Source organism: Agromyces cucurbitae (assembly GCF_058349945.1).
On record NZ_JBYRES010000002.1, the window covers coordinates 864,135 to 888,135 of the forward strand.

A 24,001-nucleotide genomic window follows, 5' to 3' on the forward strand; every position below is an offset into this window, starting at 1 on the left:
CTGCCCGCATGGCCGAGTCGAAGACCGATCCGCGCGGCGTCGCCGTCGCGATCATTCCGGCGCGGGGCGGGTCGAAGGGCCTCCCCGGCAAGAACCTCATGCGGCTCGGCGGCGTCTCGCTCGTGGGCCGAGCGGTCGCCGCCGCACGTGCCGCCCGCAGCGTGGGCGCCGTCGTCGTCACGACCGACGACGAGGAGATCGCGCGGGTGGCGCGAGCCGCCGGCGCGGAGGTGGTCGACCGGCCGGCCGAGTTCGCCGGCGACACGGCGTCGAGCGAGTCGGCGCTCCTGCACGCGCTCGACGAGCTCGAGGTCGACGGGCCGTTGCCCGCCGTCACCCTCTTCATGCAGGCGACCTCGCCATTCATCGATCCGTCGGACCTCGACGCCGCGGTCGCGCGCGTCGTCAGTCACGAAGCCGACAGCGCGTTCGCGGCGGTCGAGAGCCACGCGTTCGTCTGGCGTGCGGCCGGCGACGGCTCGGTGTTCGGCGCGAACCACGACGCCGCCGTGCGCCACCGCCGGCAGGAACGCGAACCCGAGTACCGCGAGACCGGCGCGTTCACGGCCATGCGCACGGCCGGATTCCGCGCTGCCCGCCACCGGTTCTTCGGCCGCATCGCGCCGCAGGTGGTGCCGCAGCTGCACGGCGTCGACATCGACACGGCGGCCGACCTCGTCATCGCGCGGGCGCTCGTCGAGCTCATCGATCGCCCGGCGCGCAGCATCGACGTCGACGCCGTGGTCACCGACTTCGACGGTGTGCACACCGACGACACCGCCTGGATCGACACCGACGGCCGCGAACTCGTGCGAGTGAGTCGCAGCGACGGGCAGGGCGTCGCCCGCCTGCGCGACGCCGGCGTGCCGCTGCTCGTGCTCTCGGCCGAGACGAACCGCGTCGTGGCCGCACGCGCGGCCAAGCTCAGGGTCGACGTGCTCCAGGGCATGCACGACAAGGCACCGGCGCTCGCCGAGTGGGCCGAGGCCCGCGGCATCCCGCTCGAGCGCATCGCCTACCTCGGCAACGACCTCGGCGACCTGCCGGCCATGGCCGTCGTCGGCTGGCCGCTCGCGGTCGCCGACGCGGTGCCGGCCGTCCGCGACGCTGCGCGGCTCGTGCTCGAATCGCGCGGGGGCGACGGCGCGGTGCGCGAGCTCGCCGACCTCGTGCTGGCGGCGCGCGAGCCCGCCGCCCTCGACGCCGACAGCACCGCCCGGACCGATCCGCCCGCCACCCGCCACGCACCCCAGGGAGCCCTCGCATGAACACCGTCCGCATCGGCCGATCGGCGATCGGCCCCGGCCAGCCCGTCTACGTGATCGGCGAGATCGGCCTCAACCACAACGGCGACGTCGAGATCGCCAAGCGACTCGTCGACGTGGCCGTCGAGGCGGGCGCGCAGGCGGTCAAGTTCCAGAAGCGCACGCCCGAGATCGCGACCCCAGAGCACATGCGGGACGTCGCCCGCGAGACCCCGTGGGGCACGATGAGCTACCTCGAGTACCGCCATCGGGTCGAGTTCGGCGAGTCCGAGTACCTCGAGATCGCCTCGTACGCGATGCGGTCGGGGCTCGACTGGTTCGCCTCGCCGTGGGACGTGCCGTCGGTCGCGTTCCTCGAACGCCTCGACGTCGTCGCCCACAAGGTCGCGTCGGCCTCGATCACCGACCTCGACCTGCTCGAGGCGATCGCGGCCACCGGCAAGCCCGTCATCTGCTCGACCGGCATGTCGACCCTCGACGAGATCGATCGCGCCGTCGAGGTGCTCGGCACCGAGCGACTCGTGCTCATGCACGCGACCTCGAGCTACCCCATGCCGCCCGAGGAGGCGAACCTGCGCACGATCGACACGCTGCGCCGACGGTATCCCGACGTGCCCGTCGGCTACTCGGGGCACGAGCGCGGCCTGCAGATCTCGCTCGCGGCGGTCGCGCTCGGAGCCGTCGCGGTCGAGCGGCACATCACGCTCGACCGGGCGATGTGGGGCTCCGACCAGGCCGCGTCGCTCGAGCCCGCCGGGTTCGAGCACCTCGTGCGCGACATCCGGGTCATCGGCGACGCCATGGGCGACGGCGTGAAGCGCGTGTTCCCCGGTGAGGAGGCGCCCCGCGCGAAGCTCCGCCGGGTGCCGGCGCTGTGAGCACCCGCGTCGTGCAGCGCCGACGGCTCGTCGTCGTGGCCGACTCGGACTCGTACGTCAAGTGGGGTGCGGCGTTCGCGTCGCGACTGCCCGACGGCTGGGAGGCGGAACTCGTCGTCGTGACGACGCCCGTGATGCCGAGCGACCGCCAGCTCGCGGCCGCCCTCGCCGGCTCGGACTTCACGGCGAAGGGCGTGCGACGGCTCGACCTCGCCTCCCTCGAGCGTCGGCTCGCCGCCCGGCCGGCCGACGCCGTGATGCTGGCGCTGCGCGGGCCGTTCGTTCGTGTCGTGGCGCCGATCGTGGCGTCCCTCCCGGGGCGCCCGGTCGTCATGAGCGGCTTCCCGGGCCTCACGATCCCCGCGGTGCCGAAGGCCGTCGTCTATCGCGAACAGGTCGACCTCGTCGTGCTGCACAGCCGTCGCGAGGTGCGGGAGTTCGAGGAGGTCGCGCGCGCGCTCCGCGTGGACGTCGCGTTCGGGCTCGCGACCCTGCCGTTCCTCACCGACCGCGGGCGGGGCGCCGACGATGGGGCGGATGCCTCGGGCGCGGCATCCGCACCGCCGTCGGCGCCGCACGACGGCGACCTCGTCTTCGCCGCCCAGGCGAAGGTTCCCGCCGACGCGGACGATCGGGTGCGGATGCTGCGACTGCTCGCGGATGCGGCCCGACGTCGCCCCCGGCGCCGGGTCGTGGTGAAGGTGCGTGCCCGACGCGGCGAGGCGCAGACCCACGCCGAGGCGTACGACTACGCCGAGCTGCTCGCCGACCCCGAGGTGCGCGCACGGCTCGGCGGCGTGCCGCCCAACCTCGTGGTCGAGGACGGCCCGATGGCGGCGCACCTCGACCGGGCCTCGCTGCTCGTGACGGTGAGCTCCACGGCGGTGCTCGAGGCGGTCGCCGCGGGGGTCCCGGTGATCGCGGTGGACGAGTTCGGGGTGGGGCCGAGGCTCATCAACACGGTCTTCGAGGGCTCGGAGCTCTTCGGCGACGGGGCCGACGTCGCCGGCTGGGCCGCGAAGCAGCCCGCAGCGGGGTGGCTCGCCGACAACTACTTCCACGGCCCCGCGCTCGACGATTGGGTCGAGCGGCTCGACGACCTGCTCGAACGACGTGACGCGGGGCTGCTGCCCCGGCCCGTGCGCCGGCACAACCTGGTCGGCGGGGCGGCGCGTCGGGCGTTCGAGCGCAAGCGCATGCTCGGCCCGTACGACCGCTCGGTCGCGGGGGCGATGTCGCTCGTCGTCGCGATCCCCTCGCGGTGGGCGGTGCGGCGGGTTCGGGCCGTGCGGCGCGCGGTCGTCGGTCCCGAGCGGGATGCGCCCGTCGTGAAGCTCTCGAACGCGGCGTAGCCCGGAGGTCAGGCCTCGGCGGTGTGCTCGCCGACGTGCGAGAGGTACGAGGCGGCGTTGCGGCGGATGCCGTCGCGCTCGGCCTCGCTCAGCTCGCGGCGCACCTTGCCCGGCACGCCAGCGACGAGCGAGCCCGGCGGCACGACGGTGCCCTCGAGCACGACCGCCCCGGCGGCGACGAGGGATCCGGCTCCGATGACGGCGCCGTTGAGCACCGTGGCGTTCATGCCGATGAGGCTGTCGTCCTCGACCGTGCAGCCGTGCAGCACGGCGCCGTGGCCGACCGAGACGCGCCGTCCGACCGTGAGGGGGAAGCCGGCGTCGACGTGGCAGACCACCGTGTCCTGCAGGTTCGACTCCTCGCCGAGCACGATCGGCTCGGCTTCGGCGCGCAGCACCGCGTTGTACCAGACGCTCGAGCCCGGCTCGAGGCGCACGTCGCCGACGATGACGGCGCCGGCCGCGACGAACGCCGAATCGTCGATGACGGGGGCGGTGATGCCGGCCAGCGGGATGATGCGTGCGGTGGGATCGACGGACATGGCGACAGCCTACCCGCGGGCGCGGCGGCGCCTGCGGAGGGCTCCGGTCGCGAGACGCCAGGCCGCGCCGACGAGGAAGACGACGACGCCGGCGACGATCGCGCTCGTCGGAAGGGTCACGACGAGCACGAGGCATCCGATCGCGCCGAGCGCCGACAGCGCGCGCGGGACCCGGCGCTCGCTCGCCGGCTGCGTGATCGCGGCGAGGTTCGCGACGAGGTAGTAGGCGAGCACGCCGAACGAGCTGAACCCGATCGCCTCGCGCAGGTCGACCGTGAGCACGAGCGCGACGATCGCGACCGCGACGGCGATCTCGGCGACGTGCGGCACGCGGAACCGCTCGCTCACGGTGGCGAGCGGGCGGGGCAGTTCGTCATCGCGCGCCATGGCGAGCACCGTCCGGCCGATGCCGGCGATGAGGGCGAGCAGCGCCCCGAGCGCGGCGGCTGCCGCACCGACCCGCACGATCGGCGCCGCCCAGGTCCAGCCGACCTCGTCGACGAGGTCGACGAGCGGTGCGGTCGACGCCGCGAGCGCGTCGGCGCCGAGCGTCGCGAGCAGGACCGAGCCGATGACCCCGTAGAGGGCGACCGCGATGCCGAGGGCGATCGGCACGGCGCGCGGGATGGTCCGCGCAGGATCGCGCACCTCCTCGCCGAGGGTCGCGATGCGGGCGTATCCGGCGAAGGCGAAGAAGAGGAGTCCCGCCGACTGTAGGATTCCGGGCCAGCCCGCCTCGAGCAGGCCCCCGGTCGGGATGCCGCGGGTGAGGAGCGGCCCGGCCCCCGCGGCGATCACGAGCAGCAGCACGGCGAGCACGGCCGCGACGATGATGCTCGCGGCTCGCGCCGTGCGGGTGATGCCCCTGAGGTTGACGGCCACGAGCACCACGACGGCACCGGCCGCGACGGGGCGCTGCCAGGCCGCGGGCACGAGGTAGGCGGCGAACGTCATCGCCATCGCCGCACAGCTCGCCGTCTTGCCGATCACGAACCCCCAGCCGGCGAGGAACCCCGGCCACTCGCCGAGTCGCTCCCGCCCGTAGCGGTATGCGCCGCCGGACTCCGGATAGCGCGCCGCGAGCTGCGCCGTCGAACTCGCGTTCGCGAACGCGACGATCGCGGCGATCGCGAGCCCGATGAGCAGGCCCGTGCCGGCGGCGGCCGCCGCCGGGGCGAAGGCGGCGAACACGCCGGCGCCGATCATGGCGGCGAGTCCGATGACGACGGCGTCGCGCAGGCCGAGTCGACGGTCGAGGGAGGGCTGTGGCACGCGCGAACTCTACGCCACCGAGGTTTCGCATCGGTGCCCGCCATAGGATCGGGGGATGAGCGCAGCGTCGTCCACCCCCTCGCACGCCGCCGTCGACCGCGTCGCGGCGGCGCTCGCCGAACACGGTCTCGAGCCCCGCATCGTCTGGTTCGACGACGCCGTGACGACCGCGCAGCTCGCGGCCGACGCCCTCGGCGTCGAGGTCGGGCAGATCGCGAACTCGCTCGTGTTCACCCTCGACGACGAGCCGATCCTCGTGCTCACCTCGGGCGCGCACCGCGTCGACACCGAGTGGCTCGGAGCCCAGCTCGGCGGCGTCATCCGCCGCGCGTCGAAAGAGACGGTGAAGGATGCGACCGGCCAGGTGATCGGCGGCGTCGCACCCCTCGGCCATCCCGCGCCCGTGCGCACGATCGTCGACACCGACCTCGCGGGTTACCCCGTCGTCTGGGCGGCCGCGGGTCACGCCAAGACGGTGTTCCCCACGACGTTCGACGAACTGGTCCGCATCACGGCCGGCACCCCGAGCGCCGTCGAACCCGCCCGCCTGACGGCCTCCGAAAACGCCTGATTCGTTCTCGCCTCCGCTGCTCGGCTGCTTCCGGAGCGTTCGCCCGGTAACGGCTCCCCGCAGCATCCGCCCGCTCCCGAGCGACCCGACCGCCCCACGGCCATCGAACAGCGGTCCCCACGGTAGTCCTACGTCACTGCTCCGTTCCGCGGAGCAGTGACGTAGTCGCCGGAGGGACGCCATGCGTGCATCTGCGGTCGCGCCGATGTCGGTGGGCCGCGTGATCGTTGATCGCAATCGATGACGGGAGGTGACATGGCATCGAACCGCAACGCTTGCGACGAAGCCGTGTGCGATGCAGGCGTCGACGTTGCTGGCATGGTGCTGCGAGTCCGTCGGAAGCTGGATCTGAGCCAACGGGAGCTCGCTCGTCGGCTGGGTATCGGCAATGGATCGATCGCTCGGATCGAGGCGTCGCAGGTGACCATCAGGGTCGCCGAGTTCGAGCGTGTGCTCGCTCTCGCAGGCATGCGGCTCGTGGTGCTCGATGAGGGCGGTCGCGAGGTCGCTCCGGTGCCCGAGGACGTGCTGCGCGACAATGCGGGGCGACGCATGCCGGCTCACCTCGACGTGCGAGCGCCCGATGATCCGCCGCGGTCGAAGCTGACCGACGTCCGCTACGACCGCGCCGCGCCGAACGGGTGGTATCACCATCGGGCGCGCCGCGACGAGCGTCGCTCGCGCCTCGGCCTGACCGAGGGAGACGACCAGCCGACGGTGAGCGCCCTGGTCGACGCCGCGCGGCATCGGCGCCGGGAGCGGCTCGCACGCGCGCGGGAGCGCGCTCGGCGCGAACCGATCACGCTCGACGACTGCCGGTGCTCGGCAGCGTGCTGGGAGACCGGCGAGTGCGTCGAGGGCTGCGGATGCGAATGCGCGACCTGAGCGTCGGGATCAGCCGTCGCGGCGGGCGCCCTCCGACGGGCGCACCGTGAAGATCGCGGGCTCGCGGTAGCCGTGCTCGGCGAAGGCCGACGTGACGGCGCGGGCGACCTCGGACACGAGCGCGTCGGGCACGAGTGCGATCGCCGAGCCGCCGAATCCGCCCCCGGTCATGCGGGCGCCGATCGCACCCGACGCCTGCGCGGTCTCGACGGCGAGGTCGAGCTCGGGCACGGAGATCTCGAAGTCGTCGCGCATCGACACGTGCGAGGCATCCAGCAGGGGGCCGATCGCACCCGCGCCGTGCTCCCGCAGCGTGCGCACGGTGTCGAGCACGCGCTGGTCCTCGGTGACGACGTGCCGCACGCGCCGGAAGGTCTCGTCGTCGAGCACCTCGGCCGCTCGAGCGAGATCGTCGATGCGCACGTCGCGCAACGACTCCACGCCGAGGCCGCGCGCACCGGCCTCGCACGACGCGCGGCGGGCCGCGTAGCCGCCCGAGGCGTGCGCATGCGTCACGCGCGTGTCGACGACGACGATCGACAGGCCCTCGGCCTCGAGCCCGAGCGGGATGACGTCGGCGTCGAGGCTGCGGCAGTCGAGGAACACCGCCGCGTCGGGCTCGCCGAGCAGCGACGCGGTCTGGTCCATGATGCCCGTCGGCGCACCCACGACGCGGTTCTCCGCGAGTCGGCCGACCTTCGCGAGCGTCGGGCGATCGAAGCCCAGCCCCCAGTGCTCGTCGAGGGAGAGCGCGACCGCGCACTCGATCGCCGCCGAGCTCGAGAGCCCAGCGCCGATGGGCACATCCGAGGTGATGTAGAGGTCGACGCCGCGGGCGTGGTCGAGGTCGGCGCCGAACTCTCGCAGTGCCCACGCCACGCCGAGCGGGTAGGCGGCCCAGCCCGAGACCGCATCGGGAGTGAGCTCGTCGAGCCGGATCTCGACCGCCTCGGGCTCGTGGCTCGTCGCCACCCGCACCACACGGTCGTCGCGGTCGCCGAGCGCGACCGTCGTGCGACGGTCGATCGCGAACGGGAAGACGAACCCGTCGTTGTAGTCGGTGTGCTCGCCGATGAGGTTCACGCGGCCGGGCGCCGACCAGACGCCGGCGGGTCGGCGGCCGAACCACTCCGCGAATCCGTGGGCGGCGTCGGCGACGGTCATTCTGCGGCTCCTTCGATCGCGGCGCGCAGCGCCTCGGCCTGTGCTTCGGGCGGGACGTCCCCGACCCATGCTCCCATCGCGGCCTCCGAGCCGGCGAGGTACTTCAGCTTGTCCTCCCCGCGCCGGGGACTCGTGACCTGCAGCATCAGCCGCACGTCGTCGCGGCGCTCGTGGGCGGGCGCCTGGTGCCAGGCGGCGATGTACGGCGTGGGCGTGTCGTACAGGGCGTCGATGCCGCGCAGCAGGCGGCGGTACAGCCCCGCGAGCTCGTCGCGCTCGTCGAGCGTCGTTGCCGCGAGGTCGGGCACGTGCCGGTGGGGGAGGAGGTGCACCTCGATGGGCCAGCGGGCGGCGAACGGCACGAACGCGGTCCAGTGCTCGCCCGCGAGCACGACGCGGGGACCGATGCGCTCGCGGTGCAGCAGGTCGGCGAAGAAGCCGGGCCCGTAGGCGTCGATCGAGGCGAGCAGCCGCTCGGTGCGCGGAGTCACGTAGGGGTAGGCGTAGATCTGGCCGTGCGGGTGGCCCAGGGTCACGCCGATCTCGCGACCGCGGTTCTCGAACGGGAAGACCTGCTGCACGCCGGGCAGCGTCGAGAGTTCGGCGGTGCGGTGCGCCCACGCCTCGATCACGGTGCGCGCCCGCGAGACCGACTGGGTGCCGAACGACCCCTCGTGGTCGGGGCTGAAGCACACGACCTCGCAGCGGCCGACCGACGGCAGGCGGCGCTCGAGCCCCACCCGGCGCAGTTCGGTGAGCGAGGCGCGCGCCCCCGACGGATCGGCGACGCCGGCCCGGGCGAGCTCGGGGCCGAACGAGGGCGACCGGTTCTCGAAGACCGCGACGTCGTAGCGGCTCGGGATCTCGGACGGATTGACCGGGGACTGCGGCGCGAGCGGGTCGAGCTCGGCCGGCGGCAGCACGACCCGGTTCTGGCGGGCCGCCGCGACCGAGATCCACTCGCCCGTGAGCACGTCCTGGCGCATCTCCGCCGTCGCGGGACGGGGACCGAGGTCGCGCTCGTCGACCGCCCGACCGGCGGGCAGCGTGGTGTCGACGTCGTCGAAGTAGATGAGCTCGCGCCCGTCGGCCAGACGTGTGCGGTGCACCGCGATGCGCGGGTCGGCGATGGGGGTGTCGGTCACGCCGCAACCCTACGTGACTTTCGTTTTGCAAACAAGCGTGCTTTCGTATTGCAAAGTACCGATCGAGGCAGCAGGATGCAGGTATGCAGGAGCGGAGCGAGGACCAGCTCGACGCGCCGCGGCGCCGGGAGCTCACGCGGGCGCTCGTCGCCGAACGCGGCTTCGTGCGGGTGGCCGAGCTGAGCCGCGCCTTCGGCGTGACGACCGTGACCGCCCGCACCGACCTCGACGCGCTCGAGCGGCAGGGCGTGATCCGCCGCGTGCACGGCGGTGCGGTGCCCGCGGGCACCCCGGGCGTCGACCGGCCCGAGCGCGAGCCGAGCTTCGAGGAGGCGCTCGAGGCCTCCGTCGAACCGAAGCGACGCATCGGCGAGCACGTCGCCGGCCTCGTGCGGAGCGGGCAGAGCCTCATCCTCGACGTCGGCACCACGACCCTGCAGGTCGCCCGCGCGCTGAAGCTCCGCACCGAGCTCGACGAGGTCGTGATCTTCACGAACGGGCTCTCGATCGCCCTCGAGCTCGAGAGTGAGATCCCCCGGTTCCAGGTCGTCGTCACGGGCGGCACGCTGCGTCCGCGGCAGCACTCCCTCGTCGACCCGCTCGCGGGCTCGATGCTGCGCGACGTGCACGTCGACCTCGCCGTCATCGGCTGCAACGGCGTCGACCCCGTGCACGGGGTGACGAACGCGAACCTGCCCGAGGCGCAGGTGAAGGCACTCATGCTGCAACGAGCCGCGCGGGCCGTCGTCGTCGCCGACGGATCCAAGATCGGCGAGGTGCACCTCGGCCGGGTCGGCCCGGTCGACGCGTTCGACCAGCTCGTGACCGACGCCTCGGCACCCCGCCCGGTGGTCGCCGAGCTCGAGGAGGCGGGACTCGCGGTCGTCACCGCGCACGGGCCGAACGCAGACCCTAGAGTTGGTGCATGACCCTTCCCACGGGCGAGCAGTTCGAGCTCGAGACGACGACGTCGAGCGGCGAGATCAGGGCCACCGTCACCGCGGTCGCGGCCGGGCTCCGCAGCCTCAGCATCAACGGCATCGACCTCATGCCGACCTACGGCGAGGACCAGTCGCCGCCGATGGGGGCCGGCATCGTGCTCGCGCCGTGGCCCAACCGCATCCGCGACGGTCGCTGGAGCCACGACGGGGTCGACCACCAGCTCGCCATCACCGAACCGGCGCGCGGCAACGCGATCCACGGGCTGCTCCGGTACACCGAGTACACGGTCGCAGGCCGCGAGCGCGACTCGGTCACGCTCGCCGCGCGCATCTACCCGCAGCTCGGCTACCCGTTCCTCCTCGGCACCGCCGTGCACTACGAGCTCGTCGCCGACGGACTGCGGGTCACGCACTTCGTCGAGAACCTCGGCGCCGAGGCCGCGCCGGTCGCGATCGGCACTCACCCGTACCTCAAGATCGGCGGCGTGCCGACGGCCGACCTCGTGCTCCGTCTCGACGCGGCGAGCCACATCGAGGTCGACGACCGGCTGCTGCCGACGGGCGAGGTGCCCGTCGACGGCACCGAGTGGGACTTCCGCGAGGGGCGTCGCGTGGGCGACGTGCAACTCGACGACGCGTTCGGCGAGCTTGCGGGCGACGACGGCCAGGTGCTGCACACGCTCACGGCACCCGACGGGCGCAGCGTGTCGGTCTGGGCCGACGACGAGTTCGGCTACGTGCAGGTCTACACGTCGCGCCAGTTCCCCGGCGAAGACGGCGACGTCGCGATCGCGATCGAGCCGATGACGGCGCCAGCCGAGGCGTTCAACTCGGGCCGGGGCCTGCGCTGGCTCGGCCCGGGCGAGGAGTGGCAGCTCAGCTGGGGCATCCGCTTCGAGGGCTTCGCCGCCGACTGAGACCGGTCAGGCGGCGCACGACCCCGAGTCCACGGCGTCGTCGAGGCCGGATGCCTCCGCCGCGAGCGGCGCGAGCGTCGACACGGGGATGGCGAAGCCCACGGTCGCGGCCGCCTCCGAACGGGCGAAGACGACGCCCGCCACCTCGCCGTCGACGTCGAGCACGGGCCCGCCCGAGTTGCCGTGGTCGACCTCGGCCGAGAGCGTCACGATGTCGCGGGTCGAGGTCGCACCGTCGGTCGTGATCGTCACCGGGCCGCTCGCCGCGACGCGGCCGGGCCGGAGCTCGAGCGGTCCGCCGAACGGGTACCCGGCGACGGCGACCTCGTCGCCGATGCCGGGCTCGTCGAGCGTCAGCGCGGGCGCGTCGAGCCCGTCGACGGCGATCACGGCGAGGTCGTGCTCGGGGTCGAACGCGACCACCCGGCCGGCGACCGCCGGAAGTCCGGGCGCCTCGACGATGGGCTCGTCGACGCCGGCGACGACGTGGGCGTTCGTGACGATGCGGTCGTCGGCGACCACGAAGCCCGACCCCGAGAGGTTGCTGCCGCACTCGAACGCGGTGCCCGTGATGCGCACGACCGAGTTCGAGGCGGCGGCGATCGCGGGCGAGCCGACGTCGCTCGGCGGGGCCTCGGTCGGCAACGGGGTGTCGAGCACGTCGACGAGCCACGGCAGGCCCTCGCCGAGGGCCGCCGCGCGGAGCTCGGCGAGCGCCGACTTCGCGGGCGGCGGCGTCACCTGGTCGAGTGCGCGCACGATCGCCGACCCCGCGACCGCGGGCGACAGCACGGGCACCGCGAGCGCCGAGACCCCCGAGGCGACGAGCGCGACGACGAACGCCGTGACGATGAGATTGCCGAGCACGCCGAGTACCCGGTCGAGCACGCCGAGTCTCACCTTGCGGGCCCCTCGATGCAGCGCCCGCCCGACGATCGCACCGAGCCACGCGCCGAGCGAGAGCAGCACGAGCGCCGCGGCGATCGCGACGGGGGCGCGCAGTGCGGGCGTCGGCATGAGGCCCGCGAGCCACGGCATGACGAACCACGCCGCGACGCCGCCCGCGACGAGCCCGACGAGGCCCGCCGCGGTGCGCAGGAGTCCCGAGCGCCACCCGTTCACGGCCGCGGCGATGAAGACGAGCACGAGCAGGAGGTCGAGTACGAGGCTCCAGGCCATCGGTCCTCCGTCCGGTCGTTTGGAGTCCAGCCTGCGGCATCCGTCTCGGAGCAACCTGAGGGTCGTCGGAACCCCACAAACCGGCGCGGCCCGGGCGCCCGCGTTCGGTAGCCTCTGAGTGCCCGTGCGCGCGCCGCCGGGCATTTGCACGAACCCCACACGATGAGGAGTGACGGATGCGCGTCGGCATGTTCCTGAACTACGCGGGCGGATTCCGCGAAGCGGCCGAGGAGGTCGCCGAGCTCGAGGCATCCGGCATCGACCTCGTCGCCGTGCCCGAGGCGTACTCGTTCGACGCCGTCAGTCAGCTGGGGTTCCTCGCCGCGCGCACCGAGCGGATGACGCTCATGAGCGGCATCCTGCAGCTGTACACGCGCACGCCCACGCTCACCGCGATGACCGCGGCGGGGCTCGACTTCGTCTCGGGCGGCCGGTTCGAGCTCGGCATCGGCGCCTCGGGGCCGCAGGTCATCGAGGGCTTCCACGGCGTGCGCTACGACGCGCCGCTCGGCCGCACGCGCGAGATCATCGACGTCTGCCGCATGACCTGGCGTCGCGAGCCCGTCGTGCACGAGGGCCGCAACTACACGATCCCGCTCCCGGCGGGCGAGGGCACGGGGCTCGGCAAGCCGCTCAAGCTCATCAACCACCCCGTGCGCGAGCGCATCCCGATCACCGTCGCGTCGCTCGGCCAGAAGTCGGTCGAGCAGACCGCCGAGATCGCCGACGGCTGGCTGCCCATGTTCTACCACCCCGAGCGAGCGGGCGACGTGTGGGGCGCCGCGCTCGCCGCGGGCGCCGCGAAGCGCGACCAGGCGCTCGCGCCCCTCGACGTGTTCGCGAGCCCCGCGCTCGCGATCACCGAGGACCCGCAGCTCGAGGCGATGGCGCTCGCCGCGGCGAAGCCGCAGCTCGCGCTCTACGTCGGCGGCATGGGCGCGCGCGGCAAGAACTTCTACAACGACCTCATCGCGAGCTACGGATTCGAGGCCGAGGCCGCGCACATCCAGGACCTCTACCTCGACGGTCGCAAGCAGGAGGCCGTCGCCGCGGTGCCCGACGAGCTCGTTCGCGCGATCTCGCTCATCGGCCCGGCGTCATACGTCGCCGAGCGCGTCGCGGCGTTCGCGGCGAGCGGGGTGACGACGCTCGCCGTCACTCCGCTCGCCCGCGACTCCGCCGAGCGCGTGGCGCTCATGGCCGGGTTCAGGCGACTGGTCGGCTGACCGGCAGCTCCGAGGGCTCGACTCGCTCCGACGGCTCGAGCGACTCGTCCTCGCGGCGCCAGGCGGCGTACGCCCAGACGGCGAGGGCGAGCATCGGGCCCCAGAACCAGAGCGGCAGCACGAGGTCGAACACGACGATCTCGACGATCGAGCCCGCGTCGAGCGACATGATGAGGAGCGGCACGGCCGAGATCGTGATGATCGCGGCCGCGGCCAGACCCGGCACGACGGCCAGCCGCGCGGGCACCGGCCGGCCGCCGATGCGCGGCATCCATCGCGGGAACTCGCGGCCCCACGGCAGGACGAGCCCGAGCGTGAGCACGACCGCGGCGGCCGCGCCCGACCCGAGCATGAGCCCGGTCGCGAGCGTCGCCGTCGACATCTCGTCGGCCGGGGGCGCGAACAGCGGCCACGGGGTGAGCCAGCTGGCCCGCATGGCCAGGTAGGGCACGGGTCCGAGTGCCGCGAGCACGGTCAGCACGCGGCGGTGGCGCACGAGCCCGGCCTCGAAGGCGCGCACCTCGCGGGTCGTGCGTCCGGCGACGATCGCGACGGCGGTCCAGCCGACGAGGGCGGCGACGGTCACGGCGGAGACGAGGATGAGCACCGAGTTCGCCGCGAGCGCCGCCCCGAACTTGCCGAGGAACTCGGTGACCCCGGCCCACGTGAGGCCCGCCCACCACACCGCGAGGCCGACGAGCCCGGCGAGCAGCACGGCGAGCGGCACGCCGAGCCGGGGTGCCCGTACGACGAGCACGGCGGTCGTGATCACCCCGGCGATCACGGCGCAGAAGCCGAACACGTAACCGGCGAAGGTGATCGTGCCGGCGTCGCCGAGCACCACGATCACCGCGAGGGCGAGCAGCGCCGCGGCGGCGGCGACGAGCGCCGTGCGGCGCCCCCCGGCGCTTCGCGAGGCGGCGGCGATCCCGACGACGAGGCCGAGCGCCCCGGTCGCGACGACCGTCGCGGCGAACTGGGCGGGATCGAGCAGGAGGCTCGCGAGGCTCCGAGAGGTGGGCGAGGCGTACGGGTTCGAGGTCGGCACGATCCACCAGACGAGCCCCAGGACGGTGATCGCGGCGGAGGCGACGAGTGCGAGCATCGCGGCCGCGCGGAGCCGCGGCCCCCCGGTGCCGTCTCGGCCGGGAGCCCCGTCGGGGCCGGCGTCGGCGTCGCGTGCGGGGTCGGCGCCCACGGTCGTCGGTCGGGTGGATGTCATCGTGAACTCCTCTGCGTCGGCCGGGAGGTCGCCGATGGGCGACGTTCCCGGCGGCTCCGGCCGGCGACCGGCGGGAGCCTTCGCCAGCGTCCCGCGCGACCGGGACCGGGCGCCTCACCCCATCGGGTGAGATGCGGCAGGCGGTGCGCCGGTAGCGTGGGGCCGGTGATGGATGCCTCGACCGAGCGCCGGTCCCCGGGCCTCGCCGACCTCGCGTGGGCGGCCGCGGCCGCGGCCGTGCTGCTGCCGATCACCGTCGCCGAGGTGCTGCGCGAGGCGGGGCCCGGCGCACTCACGTGGGCGGTCGTCGTGCTCGCGCTGTTCGCGGTGCTGCACGTCTTCGTCGCGCTGCGTCGCCGGTGGCCGCGTACGTCGATCGTCGTGGCATCCGCCCTCATGCTCCTGCTCGCCGTGGCGAGCCTGCCGGGCATGCCGGGCCTCGCGGTGCTGCAGGCGAGCTCGCTCGCGTACCTCGCCTTCGTCTACGGCGCGGCGGCGAGCGACGATCGCGCGGCCGGCGCGGCAGCGCTCGCGTTCGGCCTCGTGGGGGCCGGGATCATCACGGGCGTCGTGCTGCTGTCGGGCCGCGCGAGCGACGCCGCGATGGTCGCGACATCGGGTGCGGTGCTCGCGCTCGCGGGCTCGCTCGCCGGCGGGATCGGCGCGGCGTGGGCGCTCGGCCGCTACCGGCGCGAGATGCTGCGCAAGCGCGCCGCGCAGGAGCTCGCCGTCGCGCAGGCGGCGGAGCTGCGCCTGCAGGGCGAGCTGCGCGCCGTCGCCGAGGATCGGCGGCGCATCGCCCGGGAGCTCCACGACGTCATCGCCCACTCGCTCGCCGTGATGGTCGCGCAGGCCGAGGCGGGCCGACTGCTCGTCGGCCGCGACGACGACCGCGCCCGGGGCGCGATCGGGCACGTGGTCACGACCGGGCGGGCGGCCATGGGCGACATGCGCGGGCTGCTCGGGGCGCTCGCCGCGTCGCCGACCGCGCCGCGCGGCGCCGACGGAGCCGCGTCGGGCGACGTGCGGGCCGGCCACGTGCGGCCGGGCGGGATGCCGCGGGGCGACGGGCCGTCGGGCGACGCGCCGCGGGCCGACCCCGCCGCGCCGCTCGAGCCGAGCCCGGGGCTCGACGGCATCGCCCGCCTCGTCGAACGCTCGCAGTCGCCGGGACGCACGGCCGAGCTCGTCGTCGACGGTGCGCCGGTCGGGGTCCGGCCCGGGGTCGGGCTCGCCGCCTACCGCGTCGTGCAGGAGTCGCTCACCAACGTGCTCCGGCACACGGCGCCGCCGACCCATGCGCGCGTCGGGCTCGCGTGGGGCGACGAGCTCGAGGTCGAGGTCGTCGACGACGGGCGGGGTGCAGCGGCGACGGCGGAGGTTCCCGCGTCGCCCGGGCGGGGACTCCGCGGCATGCGGGAACGGGTCGAGCAGGCCGGCGGTCGCTTCGAGGCGGGGGCGCGGCCGGATGCACCGGGATGGCGGGTCGTCGCGCGACTGCCGCTCGACGACGGCACGGGCGACGCGAGCGGGGAGGCGGTGCGATGACCGGGGCGGCCGCGACGGCAGGCGCGACGGCGACGACCGCGTCGCGCATCCGCGTCGCGCTCGCCGACGACCAGGAACTCATGCGCTCGGCGATCGCGGTCATGCTCGAGGAGCCGCCCGACCTCGACCTCGTCGTGCAGGCGGGCGACGGCATCGAGCTCCTCGAGGCGCTGCGGGCGCACCGTGTCGACGTCGTCGTGATGGATGTGCGGATGCCTCGGCTCGACGGCATCGAGGCGACGAGGCGCGTGCGGGCGGAGCATCCGGGAACCCGGGTGCTCGTGCTCACGACGTTCGACCTCGACGAGTACGTCTTCGCGGCGATCCGCGCGGGCGCGAGCGGCTTCCTCACGAAGGACGCCACGGTCGACGAGCTCACGGCCGCGATCCGCGCGGTGCACGCGGGCGACGCGACGCTCGCACCGCGTGCGACGGCGAGCCTCGTCGACTTCATCGCCCGGGCGCCCGAGCCGGCCGACGCCGAGTCGCTGCTCGGACCCTTCACGGGCCGTGAGCGCGACGTGCTCGCCGAGCTCGTCGCCGGCGCCTCGAACGACGAGATCGCCCGGCGACTCCACCTCACGGGCAACACCGTGAAGACGCACGTGAAGGCGATCCTCGCGAAACTCGACCTGCCCGATCGCGTGCACGTCGTCATCTGGGCGTACGAGCGCGGGCTCGTGCCGCGCTGACGCGGCAGGTACGCGACGAGAACGTACGTCGTAGTGGACCCGGTGTGCCGTCGAGGCCCGATGTCCGCGGTCGAAGATAGCTTCGAACGAAGGAGGTCTTCGATGATCAATGGCGATGAAGATACTGGTCGACCGGAGGGTGCCCCCGGGGAATTCCGACATCCCGACCCGCTGATTAAAAGTCAGCTGCTCTGCCTCTGAGCTACGGGGGCGTGACCGAATGACGCAGAAGCGCTGCTCGGCTTGCCGACAGTCTAAGCCACTCGCCGATTTCAATCGGTTGCGATCCGCTCGCGATGGACTTCAGCCCATCTGCCGCGAATGCAACAAGCTCAAGGCTCGCGAGTACTACGCGAAGAACCGCGAGGCGCACATCCGGGTGATCATGGCGCGGAAGGCGGTTCAGCGCCGGATCGCGCTTCACGAGGTCGGCGGATACCTTCTCGAACATCCGTGTGTCGACTGCGGTGAGGCCGACGTTCGCGTGCTCGATTTCGATCATCACGAGAACTGCGGCAAGACCGCCGAGGTGATGAAACTCGTGCAAGACGGATACGGGCTTCGTCGCATCATGGCCGAGATCGCGAAGTGCGACGTGCGCTGCCGCAACTGCCACGCGCGGGTCACCTACGAGCGCATGGGCGACAACTGGCGCTCGGCGCTCATGCGTCGCACCGACGACGAGGGACGTGCGTCGTAGCGGGCACGGCGAAGAACCGCGATCGGTGCACGGCGATACGGCCGGTCAGGGGGGATCCGTGACCGGCCGCTCGCCATCTCGGTGACGGGGCACGTCGGCCAGAAGGGCCGGACGCGCTGCCCTCGAGCGGCATCATGGTCAGCTCGCCGCCCGCCCGAGAATGCTTCGGGTGTGCACGCCTCGCAGGCTATGCCCGATCGCGACGGCGCCGAAGCCCCCAATGCGGGCGGCCCCCACCCGGGGGAGCGGGCGAGGCCGCGCCCGGGGAGTACGGCATCCGACCGGAGTATCCTGTACCGAATGGCCGCCGACTTCCACCGCCCGACGAAGCTCCCGCCCGGCATGTTCGACGACTTCGTCGGCGGCGCCGACCCGGCCCACCTCAACCGGGCCGCGCACGACACCGCGCAGGCACTGCTCGCGCGCGTGCGCGCCGACCCCGACCCCGAGGTCGTCGCGCGACTGATCGCCTACACCGACCGTCACGGCATCGACGCGATCGCCGAACTCTGGTCGGGCGCCTCGGCGAAGAGCCTGCCCGGAGCGCTCTGGCGCATCTACCTGCTGCGCACGCTCATCGGCCAGGACGCCGAGATGCTGAGCCTCGCCTACCGGCGCGGCACCGAGGTCTCGCACACGATCGACCAGGTCGTCGCGGGCGCGGCCGCGCCCGCAGGACCCGCCGAGATCCGCGAGCTCGCCGATCGCGTGCTGCATGGCGTCTTCACGGGCGACTTCGCGGTGGCGCTCGAGCGCGCGGCGGCGTTCGCGCGCGTCTCGGCGATCGGCTTCACGAGTCTCGCCGACGACGCGGATGCCTCGGACTCGGTGCACCACGATCGCTCGGCCACGCTCACCCGGCGTGCGCTGCGCCTGACCGAGCTCGCCGACGAGCTCGCCTCCTGCGCGAAGCTGTGGCGCCGGGACGCGCTCGACTGACCGCCGGGGCCGTCGTCGCGAACGGGCGGGAATGAAGCGCCCCTCGACGTCGTTTAGACTGTCTGAGGCCGGCCGCAGTAACCCCGGGCTCCAAAATTCGCCGCTGCGAGCGGCCTCGCGCCGAGAGGCGTTCTGCGGCCGGCCTTTTCACGCCTCCGGGGGCGCCGCCCAGTCCGTCGTGCGGGTCTCGAGGTCGACGGTGCCGAAGCCGCGGGCGGGCGAGAACGTCGTCACCCGTCGCCCGGGCCGCACCCGACCGTCGTCGTGCCATCTCGCGGCGAGCTCGGCCTCGGCCGCGGCATCCCCGTCGTCGGCCGCGACGATGAGCCGGGCGATCAGGTCGGCGAGCGCGAGCGACTCCGCCGTGATCGGCGCGTCCGGTGCGTCCAGCACGCCCCAGCCGTCCCAGAGCAGCAGCTCGCTGCCCATGCGGTGCGCGAGGTCCCCGAGCACGTAGCCGTGCACGATCCATGGGCCCGAGATCGGATGCCCCGGCGCCACGCCGTACGCCGACAGCCCGGTCTCCCCGGAGCGATATGCGAGCCACGCCTCGGCGGCGGTCTCGAACGGCGAGCCGGGTCCGCGAGGCAGGTCGTGCACGTCGAACGCGAACGCCTCGGGGTCGAGCTCGGGGTCGAATCGCGTCCACCGGCCGTCGCGAATCACCTCGACGACGACGTGGTCGTGGCGGAACGACGGACTGAAGTAGTCGGCGAACCCGAGCCGCGTGCGCGCCGGCACTCCGTGCTCGCGCAGGATCGACACCGCGAGCAGCGAGTGGTCGCGGCAGCAGCCGCCGACGCGCTCGGCCGGAGCCCGGTCGGCGACGAGCGGGCCGTCGGAGCGCTCGACCGCGGCGTCGAGGATCGAAGAGATCCAGCGCCGGTCGACGTCGGCGACCTGCTCTCGGGTCGCCGACGCATCGGCCCGGTAGTGCACGATCGTGGCCGTCACCGCCCGGTGGATCGCGTCGGGGTCGGGCGCGACCCCGGCGACGAGCGCGCGATGGGCGCCCGGGTCGGAGAACGGCGAGTGGCGGCGGCGGTCGGCGGCCGGGTCGGGTGCGGTCATGCGTCGATCGTGCGCATGGCCCCCGGGGCAGGGTCAAGCCCGGCCCCGCCGATCGGCGTGACGGGCATCGCGATGCGCACGGCGATCGCGTCGTCGTCGTCGGGCCACCCGGCGGCGTACCACTCGCGAGGCGGCCCCGCCTCGCCCGGCCCCGCCTCGCCCGGCCCCGCCGAGCGTGCCGCCGCCCGCACGACGTCGTAGAACCGCAGCAGGTGCGGGTAGACGACCTCTCGGGCCGCCACGTCGGCGACGGCGTACCGGGCGGCGGGCTCGACGCGGAGCGAGATGCTCGGCGTCGGTGCGGCGCGGCCCGTGAACGGCACGGCCGTCTCGATGCGCCCGGGCAGGCCGTCGCCGACGGGGGAGTGGTAGATCACCCAGTGCCCCGCGTGCGGCGTCGCCCCTTCGCGCTCGAGGTGCCCGCGGAGCTCGATCACGTCGGCGACGAAGCTCGGCACGAGGCGCGGCTGCTCGACCGTGCGCACGATGCTCGCGACGGCGGTGTCGGGCAGCGTCTCGAACCCGACGGGCTCGTTCGCGAGCACCGACCCGGCGCCCGCGGGTTCGGCGGCCGCCTCCGCCGCGCCGGCCGCGAGCCGGTCGACCGCCTGGCTGCGCACGGCGAAATCGTCGCGCTGCGACGCCCACCAGTCGAGCAGCAGCTCGCGAGATGCCGCGGGCGGCGCGTCGAGCAGTTCGCCGACGAGCGCGAGCGGCAGGTCGATGCGGCGCAGCATGGCGATCGTGCGGGCTCGCTCGACCTGGTCGGGGCCGTAGCGGCGATAGCCCGTGCGCGGATCGACCTCGGCGGGCACGAGCAGCCCGCTCGCGTCGTAGATCCGCAGCGCCTTGCGCGAGAGCCCCGAGGCCCGGCTCATCTCCCCGGTCCCGAGCGCGTGCATGCACCGTACGGTAGCGCATGGCGGCGAGGCATCCGCCCGTACGATTGGGTGCATGCCCGAGACCGTGACGTTCCTCATCGCACCGCTCGCCGCCGACGCGCCCGCCGTCGACCTCGAGGCGACGTTCCATGCGGTGGATGCCTCGGAGCCGGCGCTGCGCGTCGGCGAGCTCTCCACCCAGCGCGGCGACGGCATCTTCGAGACCCTCGCGGTCGTCGACGGGCACGCGCAGGAGGCGGAGCCGCACCTCGAGCGGCTGCGCAACTCGGCCGCGATCTGCGAACTGCCCGAACCCAACCTCGCGCAGTGGCGAGCAGCGATCGCGGCGGCGGTGGCGCAGCTCCCGGCGACGGGCGAGTTCGCGCTGAAGCTCGTGCTCAGCCGCGGTGTCGAGCACGGCCCGGCGCCGACCGCCTGGCTCGCGGCGTCGCCCGCCGCCGACTTCACCGAATCGCGCGAGCAGGGCATCCGCGTCGTCTCGCTCGACCGCGGCCTCGCGCACGACGCGGCCGCGAAGGCGCCGTGGCTGCTGCTCGGTGCGAAGACGCTGAGCTACGCGACGAACATGGCGGCGATCCGCGAGGCGAAGCGCCGCGGCGCCGACGACGCGCTCTTCGTCTCGAGCGACGGGTACGTCATGGAGGGTCCGACCTCGAGCGTGATCCTGCGGCACGGCGAGGTCTACTCGACGCCCGAGCCGAGCGGGGCGATCCTGCGCGGCACGACGCAGTCGAGCCTCTTCGACTTCCTCGAGCGCGAGGGGCGCGTCACCGAGTACCGCGACATCCCGGTGGCCGAGCTCGCGACCGCCGATGCGATCTGGCTCGTGTCGAGCGTGCGGCTCGCCGCGGGCGTGACGGCGCTCGACGGGGCGCCCGTGCCGTTCGACGCGGCCGAGACGCGCCGCCTCAACGAGTACCTGCTGAGTCCGCGCGACTGACCCGGGGAGCCCCCTCGAACGGGGAGTTGCGCGGCGCGCGGCGACCCTCGCGACCACTTTGTAAATGTTGCTAACATAACCCCACGCGACCGATGGAGCGAGCGGAGGGGCCGATGCCTGACACACCCGAGCACCCCCGACCGTCCGCGCGGCACCGGTCGCCGATCGAGGCCTTCGAAGACACGCGCGCCGTCGTCGAACTGCTCGCGCGCCACCGGCTCGTCGCGGCTCCGCACGTCGCGGCTCGGCTGGGACTCGCACTCGGCGGCGATGCCGACGCGATCATCGAGGTCGCCGGGCTCCTGCGCGGTGCCCAGCGCCTCGGTCACGCCGTGCTGCCCGACCCGCTGCCCTCGGTGCCGGCGATCGAGGCCGCGATGGCGCCGAGCGGCACGCGACTCGCGCCCTGGGAGCGCAACGTGCTCATCGTCGCTTCGGTCTGCGTCGACGACCGCATCGACGCACTCCTCGCCGCCTCGGGCCGACCGGTCGCCGACCTCATCGACGGCGAGGTCAGCCGGCACCTGCTGCTCGTCGCCGGGCACTTCGCCTTCGCCGACCCGCGCATGCGGGTGTGGGTGCACGGTGCGGCGAGCCTCGCCGAGCGCACCGCGGCCCACGCGTCGCTCGCGCGGGCGTGCGCCGGTCTCGGCGACGCTCGGCAGGCGGTCTGGCATCGCTCGCTCGCGACGCTCGAGGGTTCGCGCGACCTCGTCGCGCCGCTGCTCGAGATCGCCGAGGCGGCCGACGCCGCCGGCGAGTCCGAGTGGGCGCACGCCGTCGCACGCGAGGCCGCGAGCCACGCGCGCGGTGCCGACGCCGTCGCCGCGTGGCGCATCGCCGGCCGTGCGGCCCTGCACGGCGGGCACGTCGACGACGCGCGCGGCTGGCTCGACCGTGTGCTCGAGCACGGCGACGAGACGGCGCGCACGGTCGTGCTGGCCGACTACCTCACCGCCTGCGCCGGGCTCGAGGGCGACGTGCCCGAGGTCGAGCTCGACGACCGGCTCGCGGCGCTCGCGGGCGACCTGGGGTTCGCGTCGACCGACGTCGACGGGCCCGTCGCCGACGCGGACGGGCGCCGGCGCGCCGCACGACCGCTCGACACGACCGATCGTGACGCCGCAGGCCGCGACGCGGCGGAGGGCGAGGCGACGGCCGGCGACCCGGCGTACGACGCTCCCGAGCTGCGCCGGCTGCGGCTGCACCTCGCCCGAGCCGTTGCGACGGCGGCCGGGCTGCTCGCGGAGCGCGGCGCCCTCGTCGCCGCGCGCCGCCGCCTCGAGCAGGCGCGCATCGTCACCGACGCCTACGGCCTCGATCGCGGCCCGCTCGAGGCGGGTACCGCCTGGTGCGCGCTCTTCGGCCTCGACGTGGATGCCGCAGGGGCCGAGGGCGCGGTCGTGACGGCCACGACGGGGGCGATCAAGGTCGTCGGCGGCGCGCAGGCCGTCGCGGCGGCCCTCGAACGCGGTCTCGCGGGCGACCCGGCGGGTGCCGTGCGCTGGCTCGGCGCGGTGCGCGAGACGTCGGCCGATCCGGCGCTCGCCCGCGACGACCGCTCGCCGCTCATGCGGGCGGCGCGCGCGGTCGCGACGAGCCTGCTCGAGTTCTGGGCCGGGGACGTGCGCCGCGCCGCGCAGGCACTCGCCCGCAGTGCGGCCGACCTGCCCGTCGCACTGCCGCTCGGCGGGCTCGGCGCGGCGATCGCCCGGCGCATCGACATCATCACGACGGGTGAGGTCTCGGCGTTCGCGCGGGCGATCGAGGCGTCCCGGCCGCCCTCGGCGGGCACCGTGCGCTACGAGGAACTGATCGATCGCGCCGTCGTGGCCCACCTCGGCGGCGCCCGCACGGAGGCGGCGACGCTCGTGGCGCTCGCGGCGGAGTTCGACCACGGCTCCGGCGGCCTGCACGTGCCCGGCCTCGACGCCGGCATCGACTGGGGCGCACGCGAGCCCCTCCCGGCCCCGGACGACGGCTCGGTGCGACGGCCTCCCGACGCGCGGCTCGCGAGCGCGCTGCGCCGACGCATGCGCAGCACCGACCGCGGGCGGTTCGAAGCCGACTACCTGACCGCCGTCGAGGGCACGCGAGCGATCGCCTCCTCGTACGAGCGGGCGCGCACCGAGCTCATGCTCGCGCGCGCGTGCGGCGAGGCCGGTGCGCCCGACCGCGCCGAGCGGCACCTCCTCGCGGCCGAGCACCTCTTCGGCGAGGCGGGCGCCGACGCCTGGCTCGCCGCCGTGGCCGACGAGCGGCGGTCGCTCGTCGCGTCGCCGCGCGTCGAGCGGGTCCCAGCTCCCGTCGTCCGGCCGTCCGCGCCCGCGCGACCCGTTCCCCCTGCGGATCCGCCAGGCGACCCGCTCGCCGCCTGCCGCACGGCCTGGGCCGCGGTGCTGACCGAGCGCGAGCTCGAGGTCGCGATGCTCGTCGCGGAGGGGGCGTCGAATCGGGACGCGGCCGCCCGGCTCTACGTCTCGGTGCGCACCGTCGAGGTGCACGTGGGCCGGGTGTTCCAGAAGCTCGACGTGCACTCGCGCGTCGAGCTCACCGTGCTCGCCCACCGCATGGCGCCGGCCGCGCGCGCCCTCCGCTGAACGCCCCGCTCCGGTCCTGAACCGCGCACGGGAACGCGCCGTACGCAGTC

General features: G+C 74.2%; 22 protein-coding genes and 1 tRNA gene. 14 read left to right on the plus strand and 9 right to left on the minus strand.

The window, feature by feature from the left end; all coding sequences use genetic code 11:
• Positions 1-8 precede the first annotated feature (8 nt).
• The 3 genes from AC3RJ6_RS10810 to AC3RJ6_RS10820 are packed head-to-tail and all read left to right on the plus strand — an operon-like array spanning position 9 to position 3,495.
• On the plus strand, positions 9-1,268 hold the full coding sequence (locus tag AC3RJ6_RS10810) for a cytidylyltransferase domain-containing protein (protein WP_491427051.1): 1,260 nt from the start codon (positions 9-11) through the stop codon (positions 1,266-1,268).
• The gene (locus tag AC3RJ6_RS10815) at positions 1,265-2,143 is read left to right on the plus strand and encodes an N-acetylneuraminate synthase family protein (protein WP_491427052.1); all 879 of its coding nucleotides are present in this window, start codon (positions 1,265-1,267) and stop codon (positions 2,141-2,143) included. The genes AC3RJ6_RS10810 and AC3RJ6_RS10815 overlap by 4 nt, the downstream gene beginning before the upstream one ends.
• Complete coding sequence (locus tag AC3RJ6_RS10820) at positions 2,140-3,495, plus strand: DUF6716 putative glycosyltransferase (protein WP_491427053.1); 1,356 nt, start codon at positions 2,140-2,142, stop codon at positions 3,493-3,495. The genes AC3RJ6_RS10815 and AC3RJ6_RS10820 overlap by 4 nt, the downstream gene beginning before the upstream one ends.
• A gap of 8 nt (positions 3,496-3,503) precedes the next feature.
• Here the strand turns inward: AC3RJ6_RS10820 and AC3RJ6_RS10825 are convergent, their stop codons facing one another.
• Both AC3RJ6_RS10825 and AC3RJ6_RS10830 read right to left on the minus strand, forming a co-directional pair.
• The gene (locus AC3RJ6_RS10825) at positions 3,504-4,037 is read right to left on the minus strand and encodes a gamma carbonic anhydrase family protein (protein WP_491427054.1); all 534 of its coding nucleotides are present in this window, start codon (positions 4,035-4,037) and stop codon (positions 3,504-3,506) included.
• Positions 4,038-4,046: 9 nt separating this feature from the next.
• A complete protein-coding gene (locus tag AC3RJ6_RS10830) occupies positions 4,047-5,309 on the minus strand; it encodes an APC family permease (protein WP_491427055.1) in 1,263 nt (420 codons plus the stop codon).
• A gap of 55 nt (positions 5,310-5,364) precedes the next feature.
• Between AC3RJ6_RS10830 and AC3RJ6_RS10835 the strand changes: the two genes are divergently transcribed.
• Positions 5,365-5,880 (plus strand): YbaK/EbsC family protein, encoded by a 516-nt coding sequence (locus AC3RJ6_RS10835; protein WP_491427056.1) that lies wholly within the window; start codon positions 5,365-5,367, stop codon positions 5,878-5,880.
• 255 nt (positions 5,881-6,135) lie between these two features.
• Positions 6,136-6,765: a helix-turn-helix domain-containing protein gene (locus AC3RJ6_RS10840; protein WP_491427057.1), complete on the plus strand. Its 630-nt coding sequence runs from the start codon at positions 6,136-6,138 to the stop codon at positions 6,763-6,765.
• A 9-nt stretch (positions 6,766-6,774) separates the two neighbouring features.
• Here the strand turns inward: AC3RJ6_RS10840 and galK are convergent, their stop codons facing one another.
• Together galK and galT are read right to left on the minus strand one after the other, a co-directional pair.
• Positions 6,775-7,929, minus strand: coding sequence for a galactokinase (gene galK / locus AC3RJ6_RS10845; protein WP_491427058.1), 1,155 nt, complete (start codon positions 7,927-7,929; stop codon positions 6,775-6,777).
• Complete coding sequence (gene galT, locus AC3RJ6_RS10850) at positions 7,926-9,074, minus strand: galactose-1-phosphate uridylyltransferase (protein ID WP_491427059.1); 1,149 nt, start codon at positions 9,072-9,074, stop codon at positions 7,926-7,928. Before galT ends, galK begins: the two co-directional genes overlap by 4 nt.
• 83 nt (positions 9,075-9,157) lie before the next feature.
• Between galT and AC3RJ6_RS10855 the strand changes: the two genes are divergently transcribed.
• Complete coding sequence (locus AC3RJ6_RS10855) at positions 9,158-10,003, plus strand: DeoR/GlpR family DNA-binding transcription regulator (protein ID WP_491427060.1); 846 nt, start codon at positions 9,158-9,160, stop codon at positions 10,001-10,003.
• Positions 10,000-10,932, plus strand: a complete 933-nt coding sequence (locus AC3RJ6_RS10860) for an aldose 1-epimerase family protein (RefSeq protein WP_491427061.1) — start codon at positions 10,000-10,002, stop codon at positions 10,930-10,932. Before AC3RJ6_RS10855 ends, AC3RJ6_RS10860 begins: the two co-directional genes overlap by 4 nt.
• A gap of 6 nt (positions 10,933-10,938) precedes the next feature.
• Here AC3RJ6_RS10860 and AC3RJ6_RS10865 read toward each other — a convergent pair whose 3' ends face one another.
• Positions 10,939-12,111, minus strand: coding sequence for a MarP family serine protease (locus tag AC3RJ6_RS10865; RefSeq protein ID WP_491427062.1), 1,173 nt, complete (start codon positions 12,109-12,111; stop codon positions 10,939-10,941).
• Positions 12,112-12,287: 176 nt separating this feature from the next.
• Here AC3RJ6_RS10865 and AC3RJ6_RS10870 point away from each other — a divergent pair, with 176 nt between their 5' ends.
• Positions 12,288-13,337: an LLM class F420-dependent oxidoreductase gene (locus AC3RJ6_RS10870; RefSeq protein WP_491427063.1), complete on the plus strand. Its 1,050-nt coding sequence runs from the start codon at positions 12,288-12,290 to the stop codon at positions 13,335-13,337.
• Here AC3RJ6_RS10870 and AC3RJ6_RS10875 read toward each other — a convergent pair.
• Positions 13,318-14,559: a hypothetical protein gene (locus AC3RJ6_RS10875; RefSeq protein WP_491427064.1), complete on the minus strand. Its 1,242-nt coding sequence runs from the start codon at positions 14,557-14,559 to the stop codon at positions 13,318-13,320. The genes AC3RJ6_RS10870 and AC3RJ6_RS10875 overlap by 20 nt on opposite strands.
• A 168-nt stretch (positions 14,560-14,727) precedes the next feature.
• Between AC3RJ6_RS10875 and AC3RJ6_RS10880 the strand changes: the two genes are divergently transcribed.
• Both AC3RJ6_RS10880 and AC3RJ6_RS10885 read left to right on the plus strand, forming a co-directional pair.
• Entirely contained in the window at positions 14,728-16,107 is a 1,380-nt protein-coding gene (locus AC3RJ6_RS10880; protein ID WP_491427168.1) for a sensor histidine kinase, read from the plus strand.
• The gene (locus tag AC3RJ6_RS10885; RefSeq protein WP_491427065.1) at positions 16,104-16,799 is read left to right on the plus strand and encodes a response regulator; all 696 of its coding nucleotides are present in this window, start codon (positions 16,104-16,106) and stop codon (positions 16,797-16,799) included. The genes AC3RJ6_RS10880 and AC3RJ6_RS10885 overlap by 4 nt, the downstream gene beginning before the upstream one ends.
• Positions 16,800-16,939: 140 nt before the next feature.
• On the opposite strand, the gene AC3RJ6_RS10890 is transcribed toward AC3RJ6_RS10885, so the two are convergent.
• Positions 16,940-17,011 (minus strand) — tRNA-Lys (locus tag AC3RJ6_RS10890).
• A gap of 8 nt (positions 17,012-17,019) precedes the next feature.
• Between AC3RJ6_RS10890 and AC3RJ6_RS10895 the strand changes: the two genes are divergently transcribed.
• Both AC3RJ6_RS10895 and AC3RJ6_RS10900 read left to right on the plus strand, forming a co-directional pair.
• Positions 17,020-17,499 (plus strand): hypothetical protein, encoded by a 480-nt coding sequence (locus AC3RJ6_RS10895; protein WP_491427066.1) that lies wholly within the window; start codon positions 17,020-17,022, stop codon positions 17,497-17,499.
• 300 nt (positions 17,500-17,799) lie between these two features.
• Positions 17,800-18,438, plus strand: coding sequence for a DNA-directed RNA polymerase subunit beta (locus AC3RJ6_RS10900; protein ID WP_491427067.1), 639 nt, complete (start codon positions 17,800-17,802; stop codon positions 18,436-18,438).
• 147 nt (positions 18,439-18,585) lie between these two features.
• On the opposite strand, the gene AC3RJ6_RS10905 is transcribed toward AC3RJ6_RS10900, so the two are convergent.
• Both AC3RJ6_RS10905 and AC3RJ6_RS10910 read right to left on the minus strand, forming a co-directional pair.
• Positions 18,586-19,509, minus strand: coding sequence for a transglutaminase-like domain-containing protein (locus tag AC3RJ6_RS10905; protein WP_491427068.1), 924 nt, complete (start codon positions 19,507-19,509; stop codon positions 18,586-18,588).
• Positions 19,506-20,411, minus strand: coding sequence for a MerR family transcriptional regulator (locus AC3RJ6_RS10910; RefSeq protein WP_491427069.1), 906 nt, complete (start codon positions 20,409-20,411; stop codon positions 19,506-19,508). Before AC3RJ6_RS10910 ends, AC3RJ6_RS10905 begins: the two co-directional genes overlap by 4 nt.
• Before the next feature lie 52 nt (positions 20,412-20,463).
• On the opposite strand from AC3RJ6_RS10910, the gene AC3RJ6_RS10915 reads away from it, so the two are divergent.
• Together AC3RJ6_RS10915 and AC3RJ6_RS10920 are read left to right on the plus strand one after the other, a co-directional pair.
• Entirely contained in the window at positions 20,464-21,351 is an 888-nt protein-coding gene (locus tag AC3RJ6_RS10915; RefSeq protein ID WP_491427070.1) for an aminodeoxychorismate lyase, read from the plus strand.
• 113 nt (positions 21,352-21,464) lie between these two features.
• Positions 21,465-23,951, plus strand: a complete 2,487-nt coding sequence (locus AC3RJ6_RS10920; RefSeq protein WP_491427071.1) for a LuxR C-terminal-related transcriptional regulator — start codon at positions 21,465-21,467, stop codon at positions 23,949-23,951.
• Positions 23,952-24,001 lie beyond the last annotated feature (50 nt).